Genomic DNA, 22,042 nt, shown 5'->3' on the forward strand with positions numbered 1-22,042 from the left:
CCCCGCCCCTCACTCGGGTGGGGCGAACCCCGGGTCACTTCTCTCCACGACAGCCGGAGCAGCCGCGCCGTGGCTCAGGGTCTGGGCCGCTGTCAGCAGCCGCTCCACGTCCTTCGCCGAGTGCCCATCCGCGCTCATCTCGGTTCCGTCGCCAAGAACCACGGTGAACGTCTTGTCCTTATTCCGCTCAGACATCCCTTGGATGACCTGACGGAGGACAAGCCACACGCCGGGGGTGGCTGCCAGCACAATGAGCGCGGGCGTGTCACCAGCGTGGGCGAGCTCGCCAGCCGGCAGCTTCCAAAGCTGGGAAGGCGGCCTCATCTTGTGGCGTTGCTCCGGTGCGGCTCTGAAGAGGAGGAAAGTCTCGTCGTCACGCACGTCTCCCAGCAGCGTAAGTAGGTGCCCCGCATCGAACGTCATGTGCACGACGGCTTCCGCATCGGGAGCGTCTGACGGAAAGCCCTGCTCTGCGGGTGATCCAGGGAAGACATCAATCAGCACTTTGTCCATGGAGTGACGTTAGCCAACGGCGGTAGCCCGTCGGGAGCCTTGTGCGCCAACGCGCCCCGTTACCGCAGGTCGCGACAGTAGGCGCCGCCGACGGCATCGAGCTGGTCACGCACGCGGGCGAGCCGCAGGAGCAGAGGCCCCTCGATGATCTGGGGGCGCACAGGTTGCTGGACAGATCGGCATGCACGGTAGGCCCGTCGGCTCGGCACTGAGACGGCGATGAGCGAGGTGAAGCCGGGGCGATGGTCGACGCCCGCATCGGGTACTTGGACGTCAAGCCGGTCGCGGCTCCTGACGCTGACAGGCCCCCGTGGCATGAATCAGGCTCCGCCCAGGGCCCAACTGCCGTTCTGTGGCACTGCGAAGGCGAGCTTCCAGGGTTTGTGGCCTTGGACAGCGCAGACCGCCCATAGACGGATGGGAGCGGTGCGATACTCGCCGCGCCAGCGTTGTTCTCCGTCGGCGCCCTCGTACCAGAACGGTTTCAAGGACAGGTCGAGGGCGAGCCTATGGCGGTTGCCGGCGAGAAGGGGGAATGCCGGAACGGACCGGCCCAGGTTGTCCGCTTCATCGACCCCGGGCCGGAATCGGTACGGCCCCCAGATCACCTCCGCTCTCTGCTCCGGTGTCGGAGCGCCAGCCAGGGACGGAAGTCGAGAGCGGTCGGAATCGTCCCGGATGGTCAGCTGAACGTTGAGTTCGCCGAGCGTGGCCGGGCTGTCGAAGCGGACATACAGCACGTGGTGAGGCTCAGCCTGGAGTTTGATCCGGAGCTGGGGTGTCAGTTCCCTGTGCCAACGGTCCCGTTCGATCTGTGCAACGGAAGTGGCCGTCTCGTTTGCCTTCAGAGCCGCCTCGTTCGCCCCGCGTGAGGCTTTCCACGCGCCCCAGGCGGCGAGGCCGCTGAACGCTGCTGAGGCTGCGGCTATGTACGTATCGGCGATGCTCATGCCGGACTGTATATCTCACCTGGAACGCCACGATCTGGCCGGTCTACCTCCTCGGCTGTAAGGCGCACTACAGAGGACATCCCACTCCCCGGCCGGAGGTGCAGCGGCGAGTCGTGCGGCGCTGCGGCTACGACACACGCAGGCTGTGTATCAGGGGCCTCTTCGGCCACGCTGCCAGCCCTTACGGGCGCCGCGCGCGCCTGGGGCGGCATCCGCGGACTGGCTCGTCCACGCGTTTCAGCTGGTGTGGTTGGCGGCTGTGTGGCGTAGCAGGCGGACGAACTCGGGGGTGTCGGCCGGGGGGTGGTGAGTGTGCAGGAAGTTGCTGGCCAGCATGGCTCGTTCCGATTCGGTGGTGGCGGCTCGGAAGTCGGGCAGGGCGGCGAGCTGTTGCGCCCAGGCTGGGATTGCCTCGCGGATGGCATCGCGTGCCGCTTGCTGCTTGCGCTCGGCGATGATGCCGGCCTGTGTGGCATGGGCTTGTGTGATGGCCTCGCAGATGGCCGGGGAGTCCAGCGGGCAGTCGGTTCCGAGCATGCCGCGGGCGAGGTCTTCGACGCGGGTGTCCCGTTCCGGGGTGGTCTGGGCGGTGAGGAAGTGGTCGTCGTTGATCAGGGTCTGGTACAGCTGCTTCCCCTGTTCCTGGAGGAGTGCGCGCTCTTCAGCGGTTGCGTCGCCCCAGGCGTCGATGCGGTCCTGCAGCTCTTCCAGGCGATCCTCGAGGTGGTCGACCCAGTGGTCGGCCTGGACGGTATACCAGTGCACCGAACTGCCCGATCGGAACGCCGCGGTGAAGCCGGCCAGTTCCTGGTCTTGCTGCTCCGCCTCGGCCAGCAGATCGCGATCTGCTGCGGTCAGGCCCCGATGGTGCAGGTCCTGGCCTTCGAACCGCGCGGCGTAGCCGCCTTGGTGCCGCTCGACACATACGGTGGCCGGCCGTTCGGTGGCAACCGCGGCCAGGAACTGTTCCTTCTCGTCGTACTCGACGATCGAGGCCTGGTCTGCACCGTTGCCGGTAGGGTTTCGCTGCTCGGGGTCCAGGTCCGGGAAGAGGCCGGTGGGAGCGTGGGCATCGGCTGTCGGGGTGGTGGTCACGCGCGGGTTGTGCAGGCCCAGGGCGTGCAGTTCGGCGAGCAGGATCTGGAGTTTTTCTGCGGGTGGCTGCTCGTTGTACCAGAGTCGGTCTTGCCCCCAGTCGGTGACGCCGATCTGCACGTAGAAGCTGTTGCCGCCGCCTTTGAAGTCGGAGGTGGGTACGTATCCGTACGCGTCGAGTTCGTCGGTTGCTACCTGAATGACGCGCGTGTCCTGGTCGGTTCCGGTAGCGGGCCCTACTTCGCGGGGGAGGGAGAATGTCAGAGTCTCCACGTAGTTGGTGTTGCCGGGCCCTCCTTCATCGATCAATTTGATGGAGTAACGCCCGGGGCCGTCCTGGCTGATGTGGGCGTCGAGCGACCCTGGGAAGTCGTCGGGGTCTGCGGGCATGGCTGCTCCTGGGTCTGTTGTCGTGGGGGTGCAGTGGTCCCTGGTTGATCGTAAGAGCGGGCACGGACAAGGGCCGTGGTTCAAGCGAAGAGGGGGCTTCACTACCGTCATCGACTGCGGTCAACGATGGCTGAGAAGCCGGGCCCGCCGGCGGGTGTCGTTTTGCTGCTGTTCCCAAGTCGTTGTGTGGGGGCCGCCGCGTACGCACGGGGTGCCTCACCGCACGGCGGACGAGCTGACGAACCGCGCTGCGGGCAAGCGGTCAGGTGTGGAGGTTGAGGAAGCGGGCGGGTTCGGTGAGGACGTGGGCGGCGTGGTCGAGGTCTGCGAGGCGGGCGGCGAGGGTGGCTTCCGCGAGGCGTTCGGGCAGGGCGGCGCTGAATTTCAGGCCGTTGAGGGCGCGGGGGTCGATTTCGGGGAGGCAGAGGCTGTCGGCGGCGGAGGCGGTGGCGTGCTTCCACATCTGCGGGGTGATGTCGGACCGCAGCCGCACATACAGGTCGTTGCCACGCTGGAGGGGGTCGGCGATGCCGCTGAGGGTGGCGGCCAGCGTGACGTTGGTGCGGTGGCCGGCCCAGGTCCACCACCGCAGGTCCTTGCCCTCACCATCGCGGATGATCAGATTGCCGCCGGGGTGGACGGTTTCCGCGCTCTCCTCGCGGAGCTGCGCCAAGGCGTCTTCTGCGCGCTTGGTGAGCGCGACCGGCGGGTCCTCGCCGAGGAGGACCTCGCGGGCGGCACGGGCGAGCTCGAAGGAGCCGACTGGCAGCCCGCCGCCGTTCCACTTCGCCTTGCCGCCGCCGTCGACGGGCTCGACGAAGCATCGCTTGCGGTTCCAGTCGATGTAGGTGACCTGCCAGCTGCGTCCGGCGAGCAGCAGGCGTCGCGGTCCGGCGCACTCCTCGGTCAGCAGGGTGGGGTCGGTGGTGCCGATCTCGGTGCGCCCGTTGAGGACGGTGAACTCCGGTGCAGCGGTGAAGACGGCCGTGAGGTTCATGAAGTGCCGGTGACCGAAGCGGCGTTCGGCCTCGGGGCCGATGAACAGCATCCCGCCGTCCTGGTCGAGGTAGCCCTCGCGGACCAGGTGGCGCACGATGGGCTCGGCTTGCGGGCCGAAGGGGCCAAGGCCCCCCCACCATTCCTGCCAGAGCCTGTCACCGATCCGGTGTTCCTGCAGGCACAGCGCGAGGATCTGCTGGGCGACGATGTGGCGCGGCTCGGGCGGCGGCACGACGGGTTCGACCCAGCCGCGGGACCACTGCAGCAGCAGCGCGGCGGCGGCGAGCAGGCCGGCTTCGTCGACGGCGAGGAAGAGGCAGTTGCGGGTGGAGCCGGGGCGTCGTCCGGTGCGTCCGATGCGCTGGAGGAAGGAGGCGACGCTGCCGGGGGCGTCGATCTGGATGACACGGTCCAGGTCGCCGACGTCGATGCCCAGTTCGAGGGTGCTGGTGGAGACGATGACGCAGTCCCGGGCGTCGGCGAAGGCTTCCTCGGCGCGACGTCGCTCGTCCACCGACAAGGAGGCGTGGGAGAGGAACGTGGTGACGCCCTTGGCGCGCAGGCTTTCGCCGAGTTCCTCGACCTGGCGTCGTGACTCGCAGAAGACCAGGCGCTTTTCGCCCCGGTGGAGGGCGGCGATGACGGTGGCGGCGTTGGTCAGCGATCCGACGTAGTCGAGTTGCACCTCACCGGGCGGTGGCCCTGCCGGCGTCCCTGACGGCGCGTCGGGCTGGGGGTGCAGGTGCGGGGCGATGACCTGGGCGGGACGTGTGCCGGCGGCCGAGCCCTGGAGCCAGCTCAGGAGTTCCTCAGGGTTGCCGACGGTGGCGGACAGCCCGACGCGCTGCACGGGTCGCCCGACGACGCGCTGCAGACGTTCCAGGACGGCCAGGAGGTGCCAGCCGCGATCGTCGCCGGCGAAGGCGTGGACCTCGTCGATGACGACGGCGCGCAGGCCGCCGAAGAACGCGCGGTGGTCCACGTTCACGCTCACCAGCATCGATTCCAGCGACTCCGGGGTCGTCAGCAGGATGTCGGGGCGCCGGCGCAGGATGGCTTTGCGTTTGGGCTGGGAGACGTCGCCGTGCCACAGTGCGGCGGTGCGCCCCAGCCACGATGCGTAGGTCTCCAGACGCGGCAGCAGGTTGTTCAGCAGCGCCTTGAGCGGGCACACATAGAGCACGGAGGTGCCGGTCCAGTTCTCGGCAGCCATCCTGGACAGCAGGGGGAAGGCGGCGGCTTCCGTCTTGCCGCCCGCGGTGGGGGCGAGCAGCACGGTGTCGGTTCCGGACAGCAGCGGGTCGATGGCCTCCTGCTGGAGCGGGCGCAGCGACTTCCAGCCGAGCGTGTTGACGATGTGGTGCAGCAAGACGGTGTCGAGCCGGTTGATCGGGTCGTCGGATGCGGTGCGGGTCACGTCAGGTCCAGCTCGATGTCGTCGGCACTGGCTGCGGCGGCGTTGCGTTCGACCTCGCTGAGCTCGGCGGAAGACAGGGTGAGGGCGTAGTCCTTGCGCGGGTCGAAGTCCGGAAATTCATCGACGCGGTCGAGGACGTCCGCCACGAGTTTGCGCAGGAAGAGCCGGGGTGCGACGCCGACATTGCCTCCGAGCCCGCCGGTGACCGCGGTGGCGAGCTGGGCGATGTAGGCGTCGTCCACGGCATGGGCGATCCGCTCGGGGTGGCCGGCCTGCCCGGCATACAGGTCGCGGATGGTGCGGCCGAGCTCGCCGAGCCGGGGCAGGTCGAAGCCGGGCAGGCGCAGCTGCACGGCCCGCGGCGAGTCGAAGCGCGGGTCGGTGGAGAAGTCGGTGGCCAGGCGCTGGGCCAGCGGGGGCAGCCGCTGGACGCCTTGCTGCCCGTCGAAGAAGGCGGGGGTTCCGGTGATGACGAGGAACAGGCCGGGGAAGCGGCCTGCGTCGATCTCGTCCAGGAGTTGCCGTAGCGCGTTGAGGGCCTTTTCCCGGACGTCGCTGCGGACCCGCTGCAGTGTCTCGATCTCGTCCAGGACCACCAGCAGTCCTGGCTGGCCGCTGTCCCGCAGGACGGTCAGCAGGCCCTGCAGGAAGCCGAGAGCGGCGAAGTGGTCCAGGTCGCCGCGCACGCCGGCGAAGCGCCGGGCCCCGGCGGCGACGGACTTTTGGCCGCCGAGCCAGGCGATCAGCGCTTCGGCGGTGGGCGCATCGCCTGCGGCGCGGGCCTGGTGGTAGCCGCGCAGGGCTGCGGCGAACGCCGGGGTGGTCCGGGCGACGTCCACCAGGCGTTGCTCCATGAGGGCGTCCACGGCGCGGCCCAGCGCGCCGGCGTCGTCATCGTCTATCTCGCCTGCGTCCAGGACCTCCTCTTCGAGGGTGAAGAACCAGGAGTCGATCACAGCGCGCAGCGCGCTCGGCGGGTGGGTGGCGGTGGTGAGGCGCTCGGTGAGCCGGCGGTAGACGGTCTCCAGCTTGTGCAGAGGCGTCTCGGTCTCCGAGATCTGGATCTCTGCGGTGGCCAGTCCGGCCCGCTTGGCGCGCTCGGCGAGCCAGCGGGCGAAGAAGGTCTTGCCGGAGCCGTATTCGCCGCGGATGGCATGGAAGGCGCCGCCGCCGCGCGCCACGGTGGCCAGGTCGTCGTCCAGGGCCTTGGAGAAGCGGTCCAGGCCGACGGCGAACAGGTCCAGTCCCGACTGCGGCACGGTGCCGCGCCGCAGAGCGTCCACGACCTCGCGGCGGCGGGCCGGGCTGACTGCAGAGACCGCGCTCATCTACGCCTCCACCCCGAACTGGTCCTTCAGCAGTGCGATGTCGAGCTTGACCCGGGTGCCCGCGTCGATGAGGCCGAGGACCGGGTAGCCCTCGACATTGAGTAGCCGCTGCAGTGCCGCGACGAAGAACTCCGCGTTGCGCGGGGCACGCCCGCCCGAGGATGCGGCGGCCGTGCTCACTGCGGCGAGCGAGAGCGTACCGTCCGCCGCGACGAGAGCATCGATGACGGCGGCGACCGCCTTCTTCTCCGGGCCCTTGCGAACGAACTGCTTCTGCGCCGCATACACGCCGGTGTCCACGACCAGGGCGCCAAGGGTCGGGGACGTTGCAGCGTCGCCGGCGCGGGGCGGCTCGGCTTTCTTCCTCGTGACCGGACTGGACCCCGAGCTGGGCTGCGGCGCGGCGGGCACATCCTTGCGGCCCGGCTCGTGCCACCACGGCGGGGTGACGACTTCCGGGGACAGCACCGACCAGCCGGATGGCAGGACCTCGGCCGACGGCAGCAGCACCAGCACCGGCACGGTCATCTCCGCCAGAGCCGCGCCGCCGTGGTAGCCGGCCTTGCGGGGGGTGTAGCGCTGGTCTTCGCGCCACAGCACGGTGACCGTCCCTTCGCCCTCCAGCACGCGCGGCCCGGCCAGCTGGACCTCGTCCTCACCAGGCTGCTCCCCGGGGCTGCCGATCCGCCAGCGCGCCGACTCCACGCCCTGCGCGGGCAGCGGCCCTTCATCGGTGGTGCGGTCCAGGACGTGGCCGTGATCAGCGACCAGCACCACCGGGCGGCCCTGACCGCGGGCCGCGTCCAGCAGCTCGGACAGGTAGCGCACGCTGCCGACCGTCCAGTCGCCCTTGGAGCTCTCCTGACCGTGGTCGAGCGCGTCGTCGATGGTGTTCAGGACCACGCCGACCACGCCGTCGCCTGCGATGGCCGCGACGACGTCCGGCGCGAGCCGGTGCCCGGCCGGGCCGGGCAGGTCGGCCTTGTGGAACAGCATCGCCTCATGCCGACGCTTGCGCCAGAACGCGACGAAGCCGTCCTTCTCCACACTCTGGCCCCCCGCCACCAGGCCGCCGGTCAGGAGCGTGGCGCGGCTGACGGTGGTGATCGACGGGATCGCGGCGACGGCTGCAGCCCGCCGACCGGCCTCGGGTGCGGCCTCGGTCCAGCGCGGCGCGCCCAGTTCCTCACCCAGCTGGGCGGCGACCGCGCTGCTCATGCCGTCGAGGAGCAGGATCAACGGGGGCCGCTTCGCCGCCAGCGGCACCGCGATGTGCCGCAGCACATCCTCCACCAGCAGCGCCCCGTCAGGAGCCGTGCTGGTGGCGTGCTGCGCCCAGGCGGCCAGGGCCTTGGCGAATCCGCGGTCCAGGCGATCGCGGCGGGCCCGGGCGGCGTCGTGGACCACCCGGTACGCCTCGTTGACGTGCGGGTCCGCCGCCCCGTCCCCGGCCCACAGCCGGTTCAGTGCGCGGTCGGCCCAGCCCCAGTCGCCGAGGTGGGAGTGAACTGCGCCGCCCACTGCTCCGGAGCCGGGCGCGAGGGAGGCTTCCGCAGTCGTCAGCCAGCGCTCCAGGCGGACCGCCATCTCGGCAAGGTGCACCTGCTCGGAGAAGAGCAGGTCTGCAAGGCGATGACTCTTCAGCTGGTGGAGGGCGGCTTCGGCTGCCGCAACGGCTGTCGGGTCGGGAGCCGGGGCGAGCGTGGCGGCCAGCGCCCGCAGCCGGGCGCGGAAACCGGAGGGAAGGAATCCGCTGTCGGTGAGGGCCTCGCGCAGACCGGCCCGGTCCGCCAGGCGGTCGGCCTGCTCCAAGACCTCCAGGACGCGGGTGCGCGCCTCGCCGCTGCGCGGTCCACCGGCCGTGGCCTGCGTGATCCACCGGGCGAGGACGCCCTCCACGGCGAGGGTGTAGTGGCGCAGCTCGTCAGGCCGGAAGGGCACGGAACCGAAGAGCGCTCCCACGGCCAGGGCCGCGTCCGCCGTGGCCTTCGGCCCGGTCAGGACGGCGGCGACGATGCCCAGCGCCATCGCGTCCTCGCCGCGTCCGGCCTGCGCCAGGGCGAGCAGCAGCGGCGCAGAGTCGCCGACCGTGCGGTCCAGCCAGGTGGTCAGGCCGGCCCGTTCGTCGGGCTGCAGTTCCGCGAAGCGTGCGGGGCCGCCGGGGGTGCGGGACCAGGCGAGGAGGGCCTCCACGTCGAGCGGCACGGCGTCGGTCGACAGGCCGTCGCCCAGGCCGATCCGGGCGTGCACCAGGGCACGCATGGCAGCGTCCAGGGTCAGCACGGAACCGACGGGACGCCATCCGCCGGGCGGCTCTGCGGCCAGCAGCGCGTCGGCGAGCCAGGGTTCGCGCCGGATGCGCGGGTCGACGTCCACCGCGCCGAAGCGCTGCTTGACGATCTCGACGCGGTCCACGGTGAGCAGGGAGCGGCCGATGGCCTCCCCGCGCAGGTCCAGCGGCATCGGGCGGGTGTCGGGTGCGTCGGTGGTGACGACGAGGATGTCACCGCTCCCGGCACCGCCGGTGTGCCGGGCGAGGTGGCTCTGCCAGGCGTCGATGATGCCGAGCACCGAGGACTGGTGGCTGATACGGACCCGGCGCTGTTCCGGCTCGCCGTCCACCAGCGCATCCGTGACCAGACGCGTGGTGAACTCGCCCGGGGCGCCTTCGCGGTAACGGCCACGGACCAGCACCAGGCGACTGCCCTTGGCATGCGGGAGCGCCGTCCACAGCAGGGCCTCGACAGCACGCTGGTCGATCTCCGGGACGGTGGCCCCGGTATGCGCCTGCGTCATGACGCACCACCTTCCACTTCCTGCCAGCCGATCTCGATGGCAGTGCCGGGCTTGGCAGCCGCGTGGGAGCGGATCTGCTGGGTCAGTTCGGCCAGGACCTGGGCCAGCTCGGGCTCCAGACTGCCAGGGCTGGTCGCGACGATCAGACGGCGGCGCCGGGCGGCGGGAACCGCGGATGCAGGGGACGCAGCAGGTACGGGGGAGAGATCGGGTGACGGCTGCGCCTGAGCGGGCAGCGGGGGCCGGCCGTGCTCGGTCAGGCTCACCTGGTCCGCGCCCCGCGGGTCCGGAACAGACGTTGCGGCGGGTGACGAGGCGGACTCCGGCGCCGGCGCGGCAACAGCGTTCAGCCGCCCGGACTCGCTGATGATGTCCACGGCCCGGCTCTCGGCTCCGTTCAGCACCGAAGCCAGCTCCCGGTCGCTCTCCGCGGCCGCAGCCGCCTCGGCGATCTCCGCGAGCAGCCGCTGCGCCCGGTCTCCGAGACCGTCGCCCCGGCCGGTCAGGCCGCGCACGCTGTCGAGCAGCTGCCACTTGACGCGGTCCAGCGCGTCCAGGGTCGGCTGCGCCGAGGACATGGCCTTCGCCAGGGCATCGTCCGCAGTGGTGTAGGCGAGTGCGGCCAGCTCCCGCACGAGCGCGGTGGCGTCGTGGTGCCTCACCAGGCGGGCGATCAGGTCGGCGGCGTCGCGCACGGAACTCTCGCGGGCGTTCTGCTCGTCGCTCAGGCCGAGGGCCGTCCGGTGGTTGGCCAGGGACCGCCGCAGCCCGTTGACAGACGCCTCCCAGCCCTGCGCCTTTGCCCGGACCTTGGCCGCGAGGTCGTTGACGTTACGGGCGTAACGCACCCGGGGCACGCTCTGACCGAACAGCGCGGCGGCGCGCTCGTGCGCAGCGGTGAACTCCTGCTCGCTCGGCAGCTCCTGCGCCCGCAGCGCCCACCCGGTACCGATACGGTCCAGGTCGGGAGCCGGCTGCGGGGACCCGTTGTAGACCCAGGAGCGGTCCGCGACCAGCGCATACACCGCGATCAGCAGGTTGCTGACCGCCTTGTCCAGACCGGTCCAGCCCAGCTCACCGATCCAGCGGCGAATGTCCTCGACCTCGTAGTCGCCGGTGACACCCTGTGCGGTGGCATGCTGCTCGATGCGGCGCCGCCATTCGGTACCGACGTTCAGCGGACCGTCGTGGACCTCACCCAGCTCCAGAGGGTGCACGATCCGCTTCACCAGGCCCAGCTGCTTGCTGTCCACGACGACGCGACGCGACCCGTCCTCCATGGCACGGGCGATCCACCCGTAGACGGTCTTCAGCTCGCCAGGGGTGACGGGCTTGCGGGTCTCCTGCGGGTCGAAGTCCGGGTGCTTGGGGTACAGCGCGGCGAACAGCCCGTCGGCCAGCTTGGCCAGGTTGTACGTGAACGGCGCACCGCCCTGGAGCTGCGGAGTGTGCCCAGGGTAGAGCGAGTAGACGTGCAGCCCGTCCGGCGTCTCCGCGCCGACGTTGGTCTCGTCCACATGTCCGATCCCGTACAGCTGCCGCAGCACATCCGTGAGCTGACTGGTGAGAGTGTCACGCTGCGCCTCGAGCTGATGCTTGACCCGGATCTGGTCATCGGAGGGCAGATGAGCGGCGTAGCTGGCGAGCCGGTCCCGCTCCAGCAGGTACTGGATCTTCAGCAGGCGGCCGAGCTGCGCGGAGCGCTGCGGGGAGAAGAAGAACGGCAGCCACACGACGGTGGCAGCCTCGAAGCCGTCCTGCCGCAGCCGCTGGATGCGCGCGGTGTCGTCGCTGGGGTGCCCGTCGGACTCGTCGAACGGATAGTCGACGACGAAGCGGACGCGGCCCTCGACGCTGGGCGAGAACTGCGTCGTCGGCATGGTCGCCGGTTCCTTGACGTTCTCGAACACGAACTCGGCGGTGCGCTTGGTACCGCGCCACACCACCTCGTGCTCGCACACGAACGCGCCCGTGTCACGGACCCCCAGCGCCTGCCACAGCTGCTCCTTGACCCAGATGCGGCGCTGCCCGACGTTGTCCTTCTCACCGACCGCATCCAGGATCGGCTCGACGTCGAGGTCGGACAGGTGGAGAGTGAACACCGGGTCGGCGTCGTTGCCGTCGCTGCGCAGCTCTCCGGGGAACTCCGCCTGGAGCTCGCGGAGCCGGCGCACCGCCAGCTCGCCCGGCGTCACGGCGCGAGAACGCAGCGAGCCGTGATTGAGCGCGGCGAGACGTCCGCCGGTGAGGCGGGTCAGCGCGGGGACTTCCGGCGAGAGGAAGCCCAGCAGGAGGGTCTTCACGAAACGGTCGTCCGCGCGGTAGCCCGGGTCCTCGGTGGCGCCGTACTTCTGCAGAAGGAATGCCTGCACCTTGGTGTGGAAGCGGATAGCGGCCTCGGACTGGGCACGCAGGCGGTCGGTGAAGGCTTCGCCCATGCCGTCCGCTAGGACGTCCCACAGGTCGCCCAGGGGTATCAGGTCGCCGAGCTTCATGTCCTCGCGGCGGCGGTAGAGCATCTCCTGGATGAGCTTCAGACCCGTGCGCTCGCGCTGCAGCGCCCCGGACAGGGCGACCAGGGTGTTGAGGAGAACGGGCGAGAGCGGGTACAGCTCCTTGAAGTCCGCCCAGTCCGCACGGGTCGCCCCGGCCGCGTCCAGCAGCACCTCGCGGACGGCTGCGTCGGAGGACTCGACGGAGGTGAAGGCGTTGCTGAGGGCGGCGCGGGCGGCGTCGTCCTTGGGCTGGAGGACGCGTTCCTTGATGATCGCGGGGAGGTTGCGGTCCTCCAGGCTCACGACGTCGAACCGGCCGGCGAGGTAGCCGACCTGCTGCTCGAGGTTCTTCACGTCCGCGCCGACCACGTCGGAGCCGACGAGCTGGGACAGGTCGCGCTGCCGGGAGATGAACGACACGATCGGGACCGGCCGGTCGGTGTCGCCCGACTCGATCAGCTTGACGAGCTTGCTGACCTCGTCGTTGACCATCGCCTTCTCGGTGAGGTGCGCCTGCAACCACAGGATCAGCTCGTCGAGGAACAGGACGAGCCCGTCGTAGCCGAGGCTCTGCGCGTGCTGGCTGATGACGGCAAGACCGTTCTCCAGTGGCAGAAAGGCATTCTTGTCGCCCTGCGCACCGCGGGCGTAGGCCGACATGGGGCCGGAGTCCGAGATCAGCGCGGAGATCAGCGCGTTGCGCAGCTCGTCGCCGGGAGCGGCGGCGAAGGCGGCGTCCAGGCTGGCAGAGGTCCAGCCGGAGGCGGGGGCATCCTTCGCATCCAGATCATCCAGGTCGTCGCCGTCGCTCGCGCTGCCCTCGGTGGCGGCGTCCGGGCCGGAGGGGTCACCGAGCCACTGGATGAACTTCGCGTCATCGGCGAGGAAGTCCCGCTGCCGGCGGGCGTCGGCGAGTGCGGCGTCGGCTCGGTAGACGGGCGGCACGGGTGCGCCCGGGTGCAGCCGCCGGACGGTGGCGACGTAACCACCGAGCAGCGCTGAGTCGAGTGACGCGGCGCCGACCAGGTGGTACGGCACCATCAGGAACCGCTTCTTCGTGCCCTCCTGAACCAGCCAGTCCGCGTGTTCCGCGATGACCGCCTGCAACTTCGGCTTCTCACGGGCGACCGCCGCGCTGTCGTTCAAGATCGCGTGGAGGACGGTGAGGAAGTGGCTCTTACCGGAGCCGAAGGAACCGTGTAGGTAGGCGGCGTGCGAGGTGTTGTCGCGGACCGCAGCCTTGACGATGCCGAGGGACTTGCGGAACGCCTGCTCGAGCTGGTCGGTGACGACGTATTCGCGCACCCGCTGCCCGGACTCGCCGAAGCCGCCCGACAGCTCGACCTTGAAGTCGCCCGCGAGGACGGACTCGGGCAGATTGAGGACGTCCTTCAGGTAGAGGGCGTCGCTGGAGGAACTCATGGGCGGTGGTCTCCCTCTTCCCGCTCAGGCCGTCTGTGTGTCGGCGGCGGAGGTGTCGGTCTTCTTCGGGGTGCGTGAGGCAGCGGCCTTGCGGCCCCGGGTCTTCGGCACGGGACGCCAGGCCGCGAGCTGCTCAGTGGTCAGGCCGCGCTTGGCGCGCTCGGTGTCCAAGAACGTCCCGAACTCATCGGCGGCGTTACCGCCCCACTCGTGGTCCTCGGTGCCGAACCACTGACGAATCCACGGCATCAGCTCGGCCAGTCCCGCGAGGAGCGGCGTGATGCGGTCGTTGTCCCAGCTCAGCTGGGAGGTGCGGTCCTTGACGAGGTTCACCAGTGCCTGGCCCTGGTCGCGGTGGTCCCAGCCGGCCCAGCCGAGCAGCAGGGTGGGGTCGGCATCGGGGTTGGCGTCCGGGTAGGAGACGAATCGCTCCTTGGGGACGTCGAGCTTGCCGCGGTTGGACCAGTAGGAGGTCTTGGCGAAGTCGACGGAGCCGTACTTCGGCGGGACGGGGATGTTCAGTCGCTCGCCGGTTGCGTCCTCCTCGCGCTGGAGGTCCCAGACCTCCTCCCACTGGGCGCGCTTACGCAAGCCAGTGTCTTTGTATCGGAACGCCGCCAGGTAAGGGACATGCTCAGTGCCGAGTGCCTCGGCCAAGACCGCTTCGAGCGGCAAGTCGCGCTTGCCAAGGTGGTCGGCGGCGTAGAGCGCGGCAACGGCGGAGATGGCGGGGTCGAGCTTGGCGAGCTCGTCAGCAAGCTGGCTGACCGTGAGCGTGCGCGGCTGCTCGAAGCTGTCGCGAAGCGTGAACCACAGGCGGCGGTCCTCGGCTCGGTCAAGCAGCCAGGTGCGGAGGGCTTCCCTCTCCTGCTTCTCCCACGGCTCGGACGCCCAGCGGCGCTTGCACTCCGGCCGCTCGATCAACGCGATGTCCCTGCGCTTCTCGATCACGTCGATGCGGTTCTGGACAATGGCACGGTACCAGTCGGGCCAGTGGGTGGGGATCTCGGTTACAGGTGTGGAGTTGTGACGGGTGAACCACTCCGTCTCCACCTCACCAGCAGCAACCTTACGTGCGAGCACGATCTCGAAGGAACGTTCGCCGAGCTTGATGCGAGGGACAACGCCAAGGTCGGGCGCGGTCAGGCGCGGGTAGTTATTCCCTTCCAAGCGCACAAGTCCGTATGCTCCGTAGACCTCCCAGTCCAACTCCTCTTGCAGCGCGATCATCCGCTCACGGATTCCGGTGTGGGCATCGCGGGCAGCGTCCAGCGCCGTGCGGGTGGGTATAACGCCACTCGCACAAATTGCGGAGGGCTCATGGGTCGCAAGCTCCTTTGCGGCAGCATCGAGCGCACGGCCCAGCGCGAGCGGGAGCCGTGCGGGCAGGGGGAATCCCTGGATCTTGGTGCTGTTGAACTGATAGAACCTTTCCCAGTCATCGCTGGTAAACCCACCTCCCTCACCACGGATCCCCTTGTCGTGACAGACCTGCTTCAGCCAGAAGCAGGCCGCCGAGGAGTTGAGCACCCCCAACAACTCCAGATGCTCATCCGCCTGCACCTCCGCCGGCAGCTTGATCACCGGTGCGGTCTGCTTAAACCGCTTGCCGCCCCGATCCAGCACGAAGTGGTTATGAGTTGTCACCTCTGCAAACGCGATTGACAGTGGCGTCGCCAACCGTGCCGGATAATTCTCAAGATGCTCAAACCATTTCCGTCCAGCGTGATCAATCGGACGGCCAAACATCGCCCTATTTCTAAGAATGGTGCGCGACGGCCACATTCCTCGAACGATCAGTCGATCATCTTCGGGGATGACCATCCAATCATCGGCGGCCGAGTATGGATTACGAATAAGCATGGAACCCGAGATTTGATAGTCTCGAACAGATTCCCCGACGACGAACGGTGCAACCTTATGCTCCTCTCCTAGTCGCCTCGCAGTCTGAATGTTAGGCAGAACCCAGGCCTCGTCCTCGCCCGGGTTCGTCGTCCTCCCGATTGACTTGATGCGGTCCCTGAGACGCTGTCCTGCGGACCTATCAATCAAGTCAAATACAGATTCAACCCCGCCTCCCGAAAGCGACCACGGGTGGTTGGCAAACCCTATTCGCCTAGCATCCTGAACCGACACCCAGTCCGATTCGCTCCCCGGCTTGCTGACCTGGTCGAGGATAGCTTTCCACACCTGCCCGCGCGCCGGATCTTCCGGCTGCGAAGGTTCACCCCTCACGCCTAGCACTGCCCGAATCGGCTCTGACTGACGCGGGATGTGGTTACGCCCGACCAGGATCACCGTGGGCGTCCCATGCCCAGGGATGTACGCGCCCGACGTGTCGATGATATGCGTCAGGTGCACGCCCTCTCGCTCACTGACAAAGAACTGCTCGATCAGCTTCTTGCCGAACTCACGCTTCATGAACGAGTTCGCTGTGATCTGCCCGACGTACCCCGCCGCACGGTCCGATCCAGCGGTTCGCATGGCGAGCCGAAACAGACGCTGCGCGAATGGGACCGAGAGTGCATAAGTGCCCGCACAGGCGTCGTACGCCTTACGGTAGTTCCTGTTTTCCTCGGCGTCCTTCACCGTGATGTACGGAGGATTTCCAACCACCACGTGGTAGCTGGAGAAACCCAACAGGTCGCAGCTCTTCGAGTACTTCTCCACGTCCTCGGTTTGGTAGGCGAATACCCCCCCCGGAGACCGACAACAGGTCGTCCTGTTCCCCGGATGCGTCCCGCCCGTGCAGCAGCGAGTCCCCCGTCGCCACGTTGATCGGGAATCCGGGGGCCTGGTCCAACCGCTTCTCGCCACCGGCCTGCAGCGCAGCAATGAGGAGCCGGAAGCGGGCGATAGACACCGCGAAGGGGTTCTTGTCGCAGCCATGCACCGCATCAGCTGCCCGCCGGATCAACACCCAGACATCTGTGCCGGGTTCAGCTTTGCGCCACTTGTCCAGCAGGCGCTTGAAGATCCCCAGCAGGAAGTGCCCGGACCCGCACGCCGGGTCGATCGTCCGCAGTCCGGCAATCATTCGCCTGTCCCGACCGATCTTCGTCTCGGGGGCGAGCCCGAATTCCTTGACCGCCGGCTCCAAAGTCAGGTCGAGGATGAACTCCTCCACGAACTCCGGTGTTTGCAGCAGTGCGTAGGTCTTCCGCGCGTGCTCGCTGAGGTCCTGGTACAGGTCACCCAGGAACCGCGTGCTCAATCCCTCGTGCTCAACAACACCGTCGGCCCCCACCACTGGCTCGTCGGTGAAGTCGTGCACGATCTCGCCGTCCGGCCCGCGCCGCCGCCAGAACTTCAGCAGCGCGCTCGCCGCCTCGTAGGACGGCGCCAGCTCCCACAGCGGGTTGTGCGCGCGGTCGAAAAGCCCGGCCACTGCCGGGTTTGTCGCGGCCAGCGACTCGAAGGCGTGCACCAGCCAGTCGCGGTCGTTCTTTTCCGGCTTCAGCCGGAAGTACTCCCCGTCGCGGTCCTCGGCGTCCTTCAGCCGCTCGCCCGGGCCGGCCAGGAACGGGTCGGCGATCAGCCGGTTGTCCTCGCAGAAGCGTACGAAGACGCAGGCCAGTACCCACGCCGCCGCGACCTGGGTGATCCGCTCGTCCCGCCACGCTTCGTACATCGCTGCCGTGCGCTTGGCTTCCCGCGCGTGCGCGTACTCGGCCTCCAGCTTGGCCTTGTACTCCGCGACGACCTCGCTTCGCTCACGAAGGTCGTCCTCGAGCGTCTTCACCTGCTTGCGCAGGTCTTTGAGCAGCTCCGTCTGGTTCACGCCACGCCCGGACACACGCCCGCCCCTCTTCGTCTCCATTGACTACGACAGCAACACCAGCACCCGCCCACCCCCGGCGCGGCGGTCGCTCAGATGACCAGTGGTTCGACCGCGTCCGCCCTCAAGGTGTCGAGGAACGACCGCTCCAGTACTACCCGTTCGGCTTCCCCTAGTACCTCTACCGTGCGTCGGTCGAGGTGGGAGGCTCCGCGCGGGGACTCCGACGGGCACAGCAGCCATAGCCCGTGCGGGGACGCCCCGCCCCGGCGTGCGGCGTTCTGCAGGTCGACGAGGACCTCGCGCCCGCCGGCCTCCCAGTACCGCGCGAGCAGGCCGGCTGTGTGCACGAACAGCACGTGGCCCTGCCGTTCTCGTGCGGTCTCCGCGATCCGCTCGGCGACCCGGGGCCACACCCGTGCGACGTATGAACGCAAGCCCCCGGGCAGTTCGCCTGAGCGTGTGAAGGTGGTGTCAGCGCCGAGCACCTTTGCCCAGTCCGTCCCGCGCTCACCCGCGAAGGCGCGGAACTCCGCCAGGAACACCTGCGCGAGGTTCACCGGCGCCACCGCGAAGGCCCCGGCCACCACCTCCGCCGCGCCCGCGAGGTACTTCAGGTGCACGTTCAGGGCCACGAACCCGCCGCGTTCGACCGCACTGCGCAGCTTCGCCTCCAGCAGTGCATCGGGGTTGCGTCCGGCCGCTGCTGCTCCCATCGCGGCGCCGGCCGCAGCGGTCACGGTGCCGGTGGACACCCCGCTGCGCAGGTGGGTTCCGTTCACCGAGGGTGCGGGCGGACGGAAGCAGTGCGCGGCGGTGTCGTACTCCAGGGGGAAGTCCGCCTTCTTGAGGGCGTCCTCGACCGTGACGTGGGTGGGCGCGCCGAAGTCCAGCTCCGGGAAGCGGTAGCGGATCTTGGCCAGCAGGTCGTCGACGGTGATGCCCAGTTCGCGTCGGACACCGGCCGGGGCCTGGGAGATGCGCAGTGCCCGGTCCAGTGCGAGGTCGCGCGGATACAGCTCCAGCCTGGGCGATGCTGCGGCCCTGGTCGCCGCCGCCGCTGCCAGGGCGACCAGGCGGGTTTCGGCGAGTGGTGACATGCCCTCGGGCATGGGTACGGCGCGCAGGTCGCGCATGACCGAGGCCCGTCCCGGCAGGGGGTCGAACGCTGCCAGCTCGTCGGCCTTCGCGCCCAGCTTGGCGGCGTAGTCGGCCAGGTCGGGGGCGCTGGGTGCGTCGGATCCCGGCAGCGACTCCAGGGCGACGAGCACCCGCTCGCCGCGGCGGAGTACGGCCAGCCGCGGCTGGTGCTCCTCGTCGCGCCCGTCGGGCAGGGCCTCTGCTTCCACGGCGGCGCGGACGACGGCACGGGCCTTGGCCAGTGTCCGCGCCGGGGTGTCGGGGTCGGCGCCGTGGCGGACGCGAAGTTCGACGGCGAGTTCCTGGGCGGTCATCACACGGCCGCCCGCGTCCAGGATGGCCACGAGCTCGTTGCGTATGTGCTGCAACCACCCTGTCTCCGCCCACTCCTTGATGGCGGCGACATGGTGCCGGGAGACGGTGGGCTGGGCGGTGCCCAGGGCGCCGGCGATGGCGACCTGGGTCGGCCAGGGCGCGAGCTTGGCCTCCCACGGGTCGGCCTCGGGGCCGTCGCCCGGCAGGCCGAGGGTTGCGCGAAGCACCTCGGACTTGTTGGAGTTGGCGCGGGTGGGTCCGGGTGTCAGCAGCGCGGCGAGCTGGTCGACCGAGCCGCGGGCGGTCATCTGATCGACGGCCGCCTTCTCGGTCCCAGAAGATACTGCGGCCGCCTTGACCGACGCGCCGGCGGCCTTGGGGGTCTTTCCGGTCTCCGCTGCCCCGGCTGCGGGCTTGCGGCGCAGCGCCGTCGTCCACTGCTTGTGGCGGCGCTTGAGCTCGTTGCGGATGAGTACGCCCGCGCCTCGCGCCTGGGAGAAGCGGTGGGGTGGCAGGGCCAGCAGTTCGCCGACCGTGCTCGCGCCCAGGTCCCCGGCGACGGAGACGGCACGGGGGGACAGCCCGGCGGCGATCAGCTCCGTCGTCAGCTCGGCTGCCTGCGCGGCGGCGTCGCGGATCTCCTGCAGAGTGGTCGCGTCGGCGGTGATCGTGGCCGGGGTGGTGGCGGGCGGAACCGCGTCGGCGCGGGTGAACAGATCGCGCCAGGCCGCGCTCATCTGCTTGAGGGAGTCGAAACGACGGGCGGTGTCACGGTGCAGGGCGCGGGCGAAGAACGCCGTGAGGCCCTCGCGCAGGCCGGGCTCGAACAGATCCTCGGCGAGCGCCGGGTGCTCGTCGCTGGTCGTGCGGGGGTCGCCGGTGCCGTCGCCCCAGACGGGGCGCTCGCCGCTGGCCATCTCGTGCAGGGTGACGGCTGCGGCGTAGTGCTCTGCGTAGTCGTCGTACTCGCGACGGTGCCCGTGGTCGAGGAACGGGTCCAGATAGCCCCTGGTGCCTGCCTTGAGGTCGCGGTCGGGGACATCGGCCAGGGAGAAGTCGAAGAGCATCAGATGCTCGCGGCCGTCCGCGCCCCGCTGGACACCGAGGTTGTCGGGTTTGATGTCGCGGTGGCGGACGCCCTTGGCGGTGAGCTCCTCCAGAGCCTTGAAGAGGTCCTCGCCGAAGCTCTCCAGGTCGTCGTAGGTGAGACGGCCCTGGCCGCGCAGGCGCTGGGCGAGGGACTGCTCGCCGGCGTACTCCAGCTCCAGGACGGTCCGCCCGCCCAAGGTGCGCGGGCCGTCGAGCAGCCGGACGATGCGGCCGCCGCCGACCTGCTTGAGTGCCGCTGCCTCGGCATGCAGCCGGGCGTCCTTCTCCGCATCCAGGGCGACCTTGAGCACTCGGGGCTGGAGGACTCCTGCTCCGGCCTCGGGGGCGTCCTGCACCAGCAGGGCACGGGCCGTTGCACCGCTGCCCAGTACCCGCACCACCGTCCACTCGGCGTCCAGAGCCTGGCCGGGGGTCGCGGTGAGCGGGTCGGCCTCGGCTGCGGCGGCCTGGGAATTGACGTCCTGCTCAGCCGCGTCGAGCTGCTTGAGGAAGGCATCGACGGACGCCAGCCGGTCGGCCGCGTCGCCGCGCGTAGCCTGGTAGACGAGCTCATCAACGGAAGCAGCGATGCTGTCGCTGACTGCGTACGGGTGCAGGCCGCCGTCGGCACCCAGCCGAGCCATCAGCTCGCTGCGGCGGGCGGCCGGAGCGGTACCGGTGAGGATGAGGTAGGACACCGCACCCAGGCCGAAGACATCGAGTTCGACCGGGTCCGCGTACTCCTCGTCGAAGCCCGGGGCCAGGTACACCTCGGCGGCGTCCTGGATGTGCTCTTCGCCCAGTGGGCTGTTGCCCAGCGACCTCAGCGAGGTGGCTTCGAAGTCGCGCGCGGCGCTCTGCCAGTCGGTGATGCGCAGCACCGGGTACTCGCCGTCGGGCCGCGCGGTGACGTAGATCGACCTGGCGGCCAGCGCACGGTGGTAGAGGCTACGGCGGTGGGCGTAGCGCAGTGCGTCCGCGAGCTGGCGGACCATGTTGCGCCGGGTCTCGTCGGTGAGCCGGGCGCCGTGTGCAGCGAGGTAGTCGTCCAGCCGCAGGTCGTCGTGGCGATGACGGAACAGGATGGCCGGGCCGCCTTGGTGCTCGCGGAAGTCGACGGCCTGGGCAATGCCTGGGTGTGCGATGCCCTGGAGGACCTGGTACTCGCGCAGCGCGGCGCGCTCGGTGGAGCGACGGGCCGTCTCGGTGGCCTGCAGCTCGACCAGGTAGACGCGGACCCGGCCCTCCTCGTGGACCAGGCCCTCGCGCTTGGCGAGGCGGTCCTCCCAGGTACCGCCGGCGTCAAGAGGGCGCGAAGCTAGGCGCCAGTCACCGAAATCGAGGTGCGCGGTGGAGGCCCGGACACCGATCTTGCGCATCAGCTCGTCGAGGTGGCGCGCAAAGTCCGCGGTGATGCGCTGGCCTTCACGCTGCGGGGGCGCGCCGAGCAGGTCCTGCCAGACGCCGGGCAGACCACTGGCGCCGCCGTCCCGCCCATAGACACGGATGCGCTGGACCTCGTCGAGCTGGCTGACCAGCCCAGGATCAGAGAGGAAGACGGCAGGCTCCACCCGCGGGATCCGCAAGCGCGGGTAGAGCTGGCGAGCGGCCCACTCCAGCTGGCCCTTGAGCTCCTTGGACTTCAGGTCGGTCAGGTGTAGGGGATTGGGGATGGTGCGAGTCTTGTCGTCGCCCTGGAAGGACCAGGTGGAGCCGTGGTTGACCAGACGCCCGGGGTGGGCTTTGAGCTCCAGCAGGTAGAGGCCGCGCGGGACGGCAATGAACAGGTCGCACTCGTTGACGCGCCCGGAGGAGGCGGTGAAGGAGAACGTGGCCCAGGCGCGGTAGGGCTCGGTCTGCGGCATGAGCCGCTTGATGTGGTCGAGAGCGTCCTGCTCCCAGGGGAAAGGGGAGGTGCGAGTCTGGTGCCACCGCTGGACTTTGGGCGGTGCGGGCCTTGGTGCTGGCTTCGGATGGGGGGATGCCGACCCGTTGGCTGCCGCCACCGACGTTCACCGCGCCTTTCCATGTCCTGTTTGCTGGGCCCGGCCACAGGGCGCGGATCGTCAGACAGCTGATTGTGAGCTACGCCCGCCTTGCCCAGTTGGCCACCGTATTGTCAGCATGCTTTCCCGGCATGCCCGTTCGGGAGGCTTATGGGGAGGGTAAGAACTCCTGGGCGCCACCATGCACGTCTTCATGGTGCTCGCCTTAGATGTTCTGTCCACAGAGGTTGGTGACGGATCTCTCGGCTGAGGGATCTTGAAATGGGTGAGGGCCTTCTGGCTCGGTGTGGATTGCGACATCTGCACCGG

At 69.4% G+C, this 22,042-nt stretch carries 10 protein-coding genes; all 10 read right to left on the reverse strand.

Translation table 11 applies throughout. From position 1 onward, the window contains the following. Positions 1-9: 9 nt before the first annotated feature. The 10 genes from PV342_RS32700 to pglW all read right to left on the reverse strand — a co-directional run bounded on the left by PV342_RS32700 (position 10) and on the right by pglW (position 21,733). The gene (locus PV342_RS32700; protein WP_500319845.1) at positions 10-513 is read right to left on the reverse strand and encodes a hypothetical protein; all 504 of its coding nucleotides are present in this window, start codon (positions 511-513) and stop codon (positions 10-12) included. Positions 514-833: 320 nt separating this feature from the next. Beyond that, entirely contained in the window at positions 834-1,463 is a 630-nt protein-coding gene (locus PV342_RS32705) for a hypothetical protein (RefSeq protein WP_500319847.1), read from the reverse strand. A gap of 237 nt (positions 1,464-1,700) precedes the next feature. Beyond that, entirely contained in the window at positions 1,701-2,948 is a 1,248-nt protein-coding gene (locus PV342_RS32710) for a hypothetical protein (RefSeq protein WP_500319849.1), read from the reverse strand. Between the two features lie 262 nt (positions 2,949-3,210). Further along, positions 3,211-5,364 (reverse strand): DEAD/DEAH box helicase, encoded by a 2,154-nt coding sequence (locus PV342_RS32715; RefSeq protein ID WP_500319851.1) that lies wholly within the window; start codon positions 5,362-5,364, stop codon positions 3,211-3,213. After that, on the reverse strand, positions 5,361-6,692 hold the full coding sequence (gene brxD / locus PV342_RS32720) for a BREX system ATP-binding protein BrxD (protein WP_500319853.1): 1,332 nt from the start codon (positions 6,690-6,692) through the stop codon (positions 5,361-5,363). The genes PV342_RS32715 and brxD overlap by 4 nt, the downstream gene beginning before the upstream one ends. Further along, positions 6,693-9,488: a BREX-2 system phosphatase PglZ gene (gene pglZ, locus PV342_RS32725; protein WP_500319855.1), complete on the reverse strand. Its 2,796-nt coding sequence runs from the start codon at positions 9,486-9,488 to the stop codon at positions 6,693-6,695. Then, positions 9,485-13,405, reverse strand: a complete 3,921-nt coding sequence (locus tag PV342_RS32730; protein ID WP_500319857.1) for a DUF6079 family protein — start codon at positions 13,403-13,405, stop codon at positions 9,485-9,487. Before PV342_RS32730 ends, pglZ begins: the two co-directional genes overlap by 4 nt. A 24-nt stretch (positions 13,406-13,429) precedes the next feature. Then, complete coding sequence (pglX, locus tag PV342_RS32735) at positions 13,430-16,075, reverse strand: BREX-2 system adenine-specific DNA-methyltransferase PglX (RefSeq protein ID WP_500319859.1); 2,646 nt, start codon at positions 16,073-16,075, stop codon at positions 13,430-13,432. Then, entirely contained in the window at positions 15,960-17,186 is a 1,227-nt protein-coding gene (gene pglX / locus PV342_RS32740; protein ID WP_500319861.1) for a BREX-2 system adenine-specific DNA-methyltransferase PglX, read from the reverse strand. The genes pglX (PV342_RS32735) and pglX (PV342_RS32740) overlap by 116 nt, the downstream gene beginning before the upstream one ends. A gap of 89 nt (positions 17,187-17,275) precedes the next feature. Beyond that, positions 17,276-21,733 carry a BREX system serine/threonine kinase PglW gene (gene pglW, locus PV342_RS32745; RefSeq protein WP_500319862.1) on the reverse strand — a complete coding sequence of 1,486 codons (4,458 nt, stop codon included), beginning with the start codon at positions 21,731-21,733 and terminating at the stop codon, positions 17,276-17,278. Positions 21,734-22,042 lie beyond the last annotated feature (309 nt).

Source organism: Streptomyces sp. PA03-3a, assembly GCF_033792735.1.
Taxonomy (GTDB): Bacteria; Actinomycetota; Actinomycetes; order Streptomycetales; family Streptomycetaceae; genus Actinacidiphila.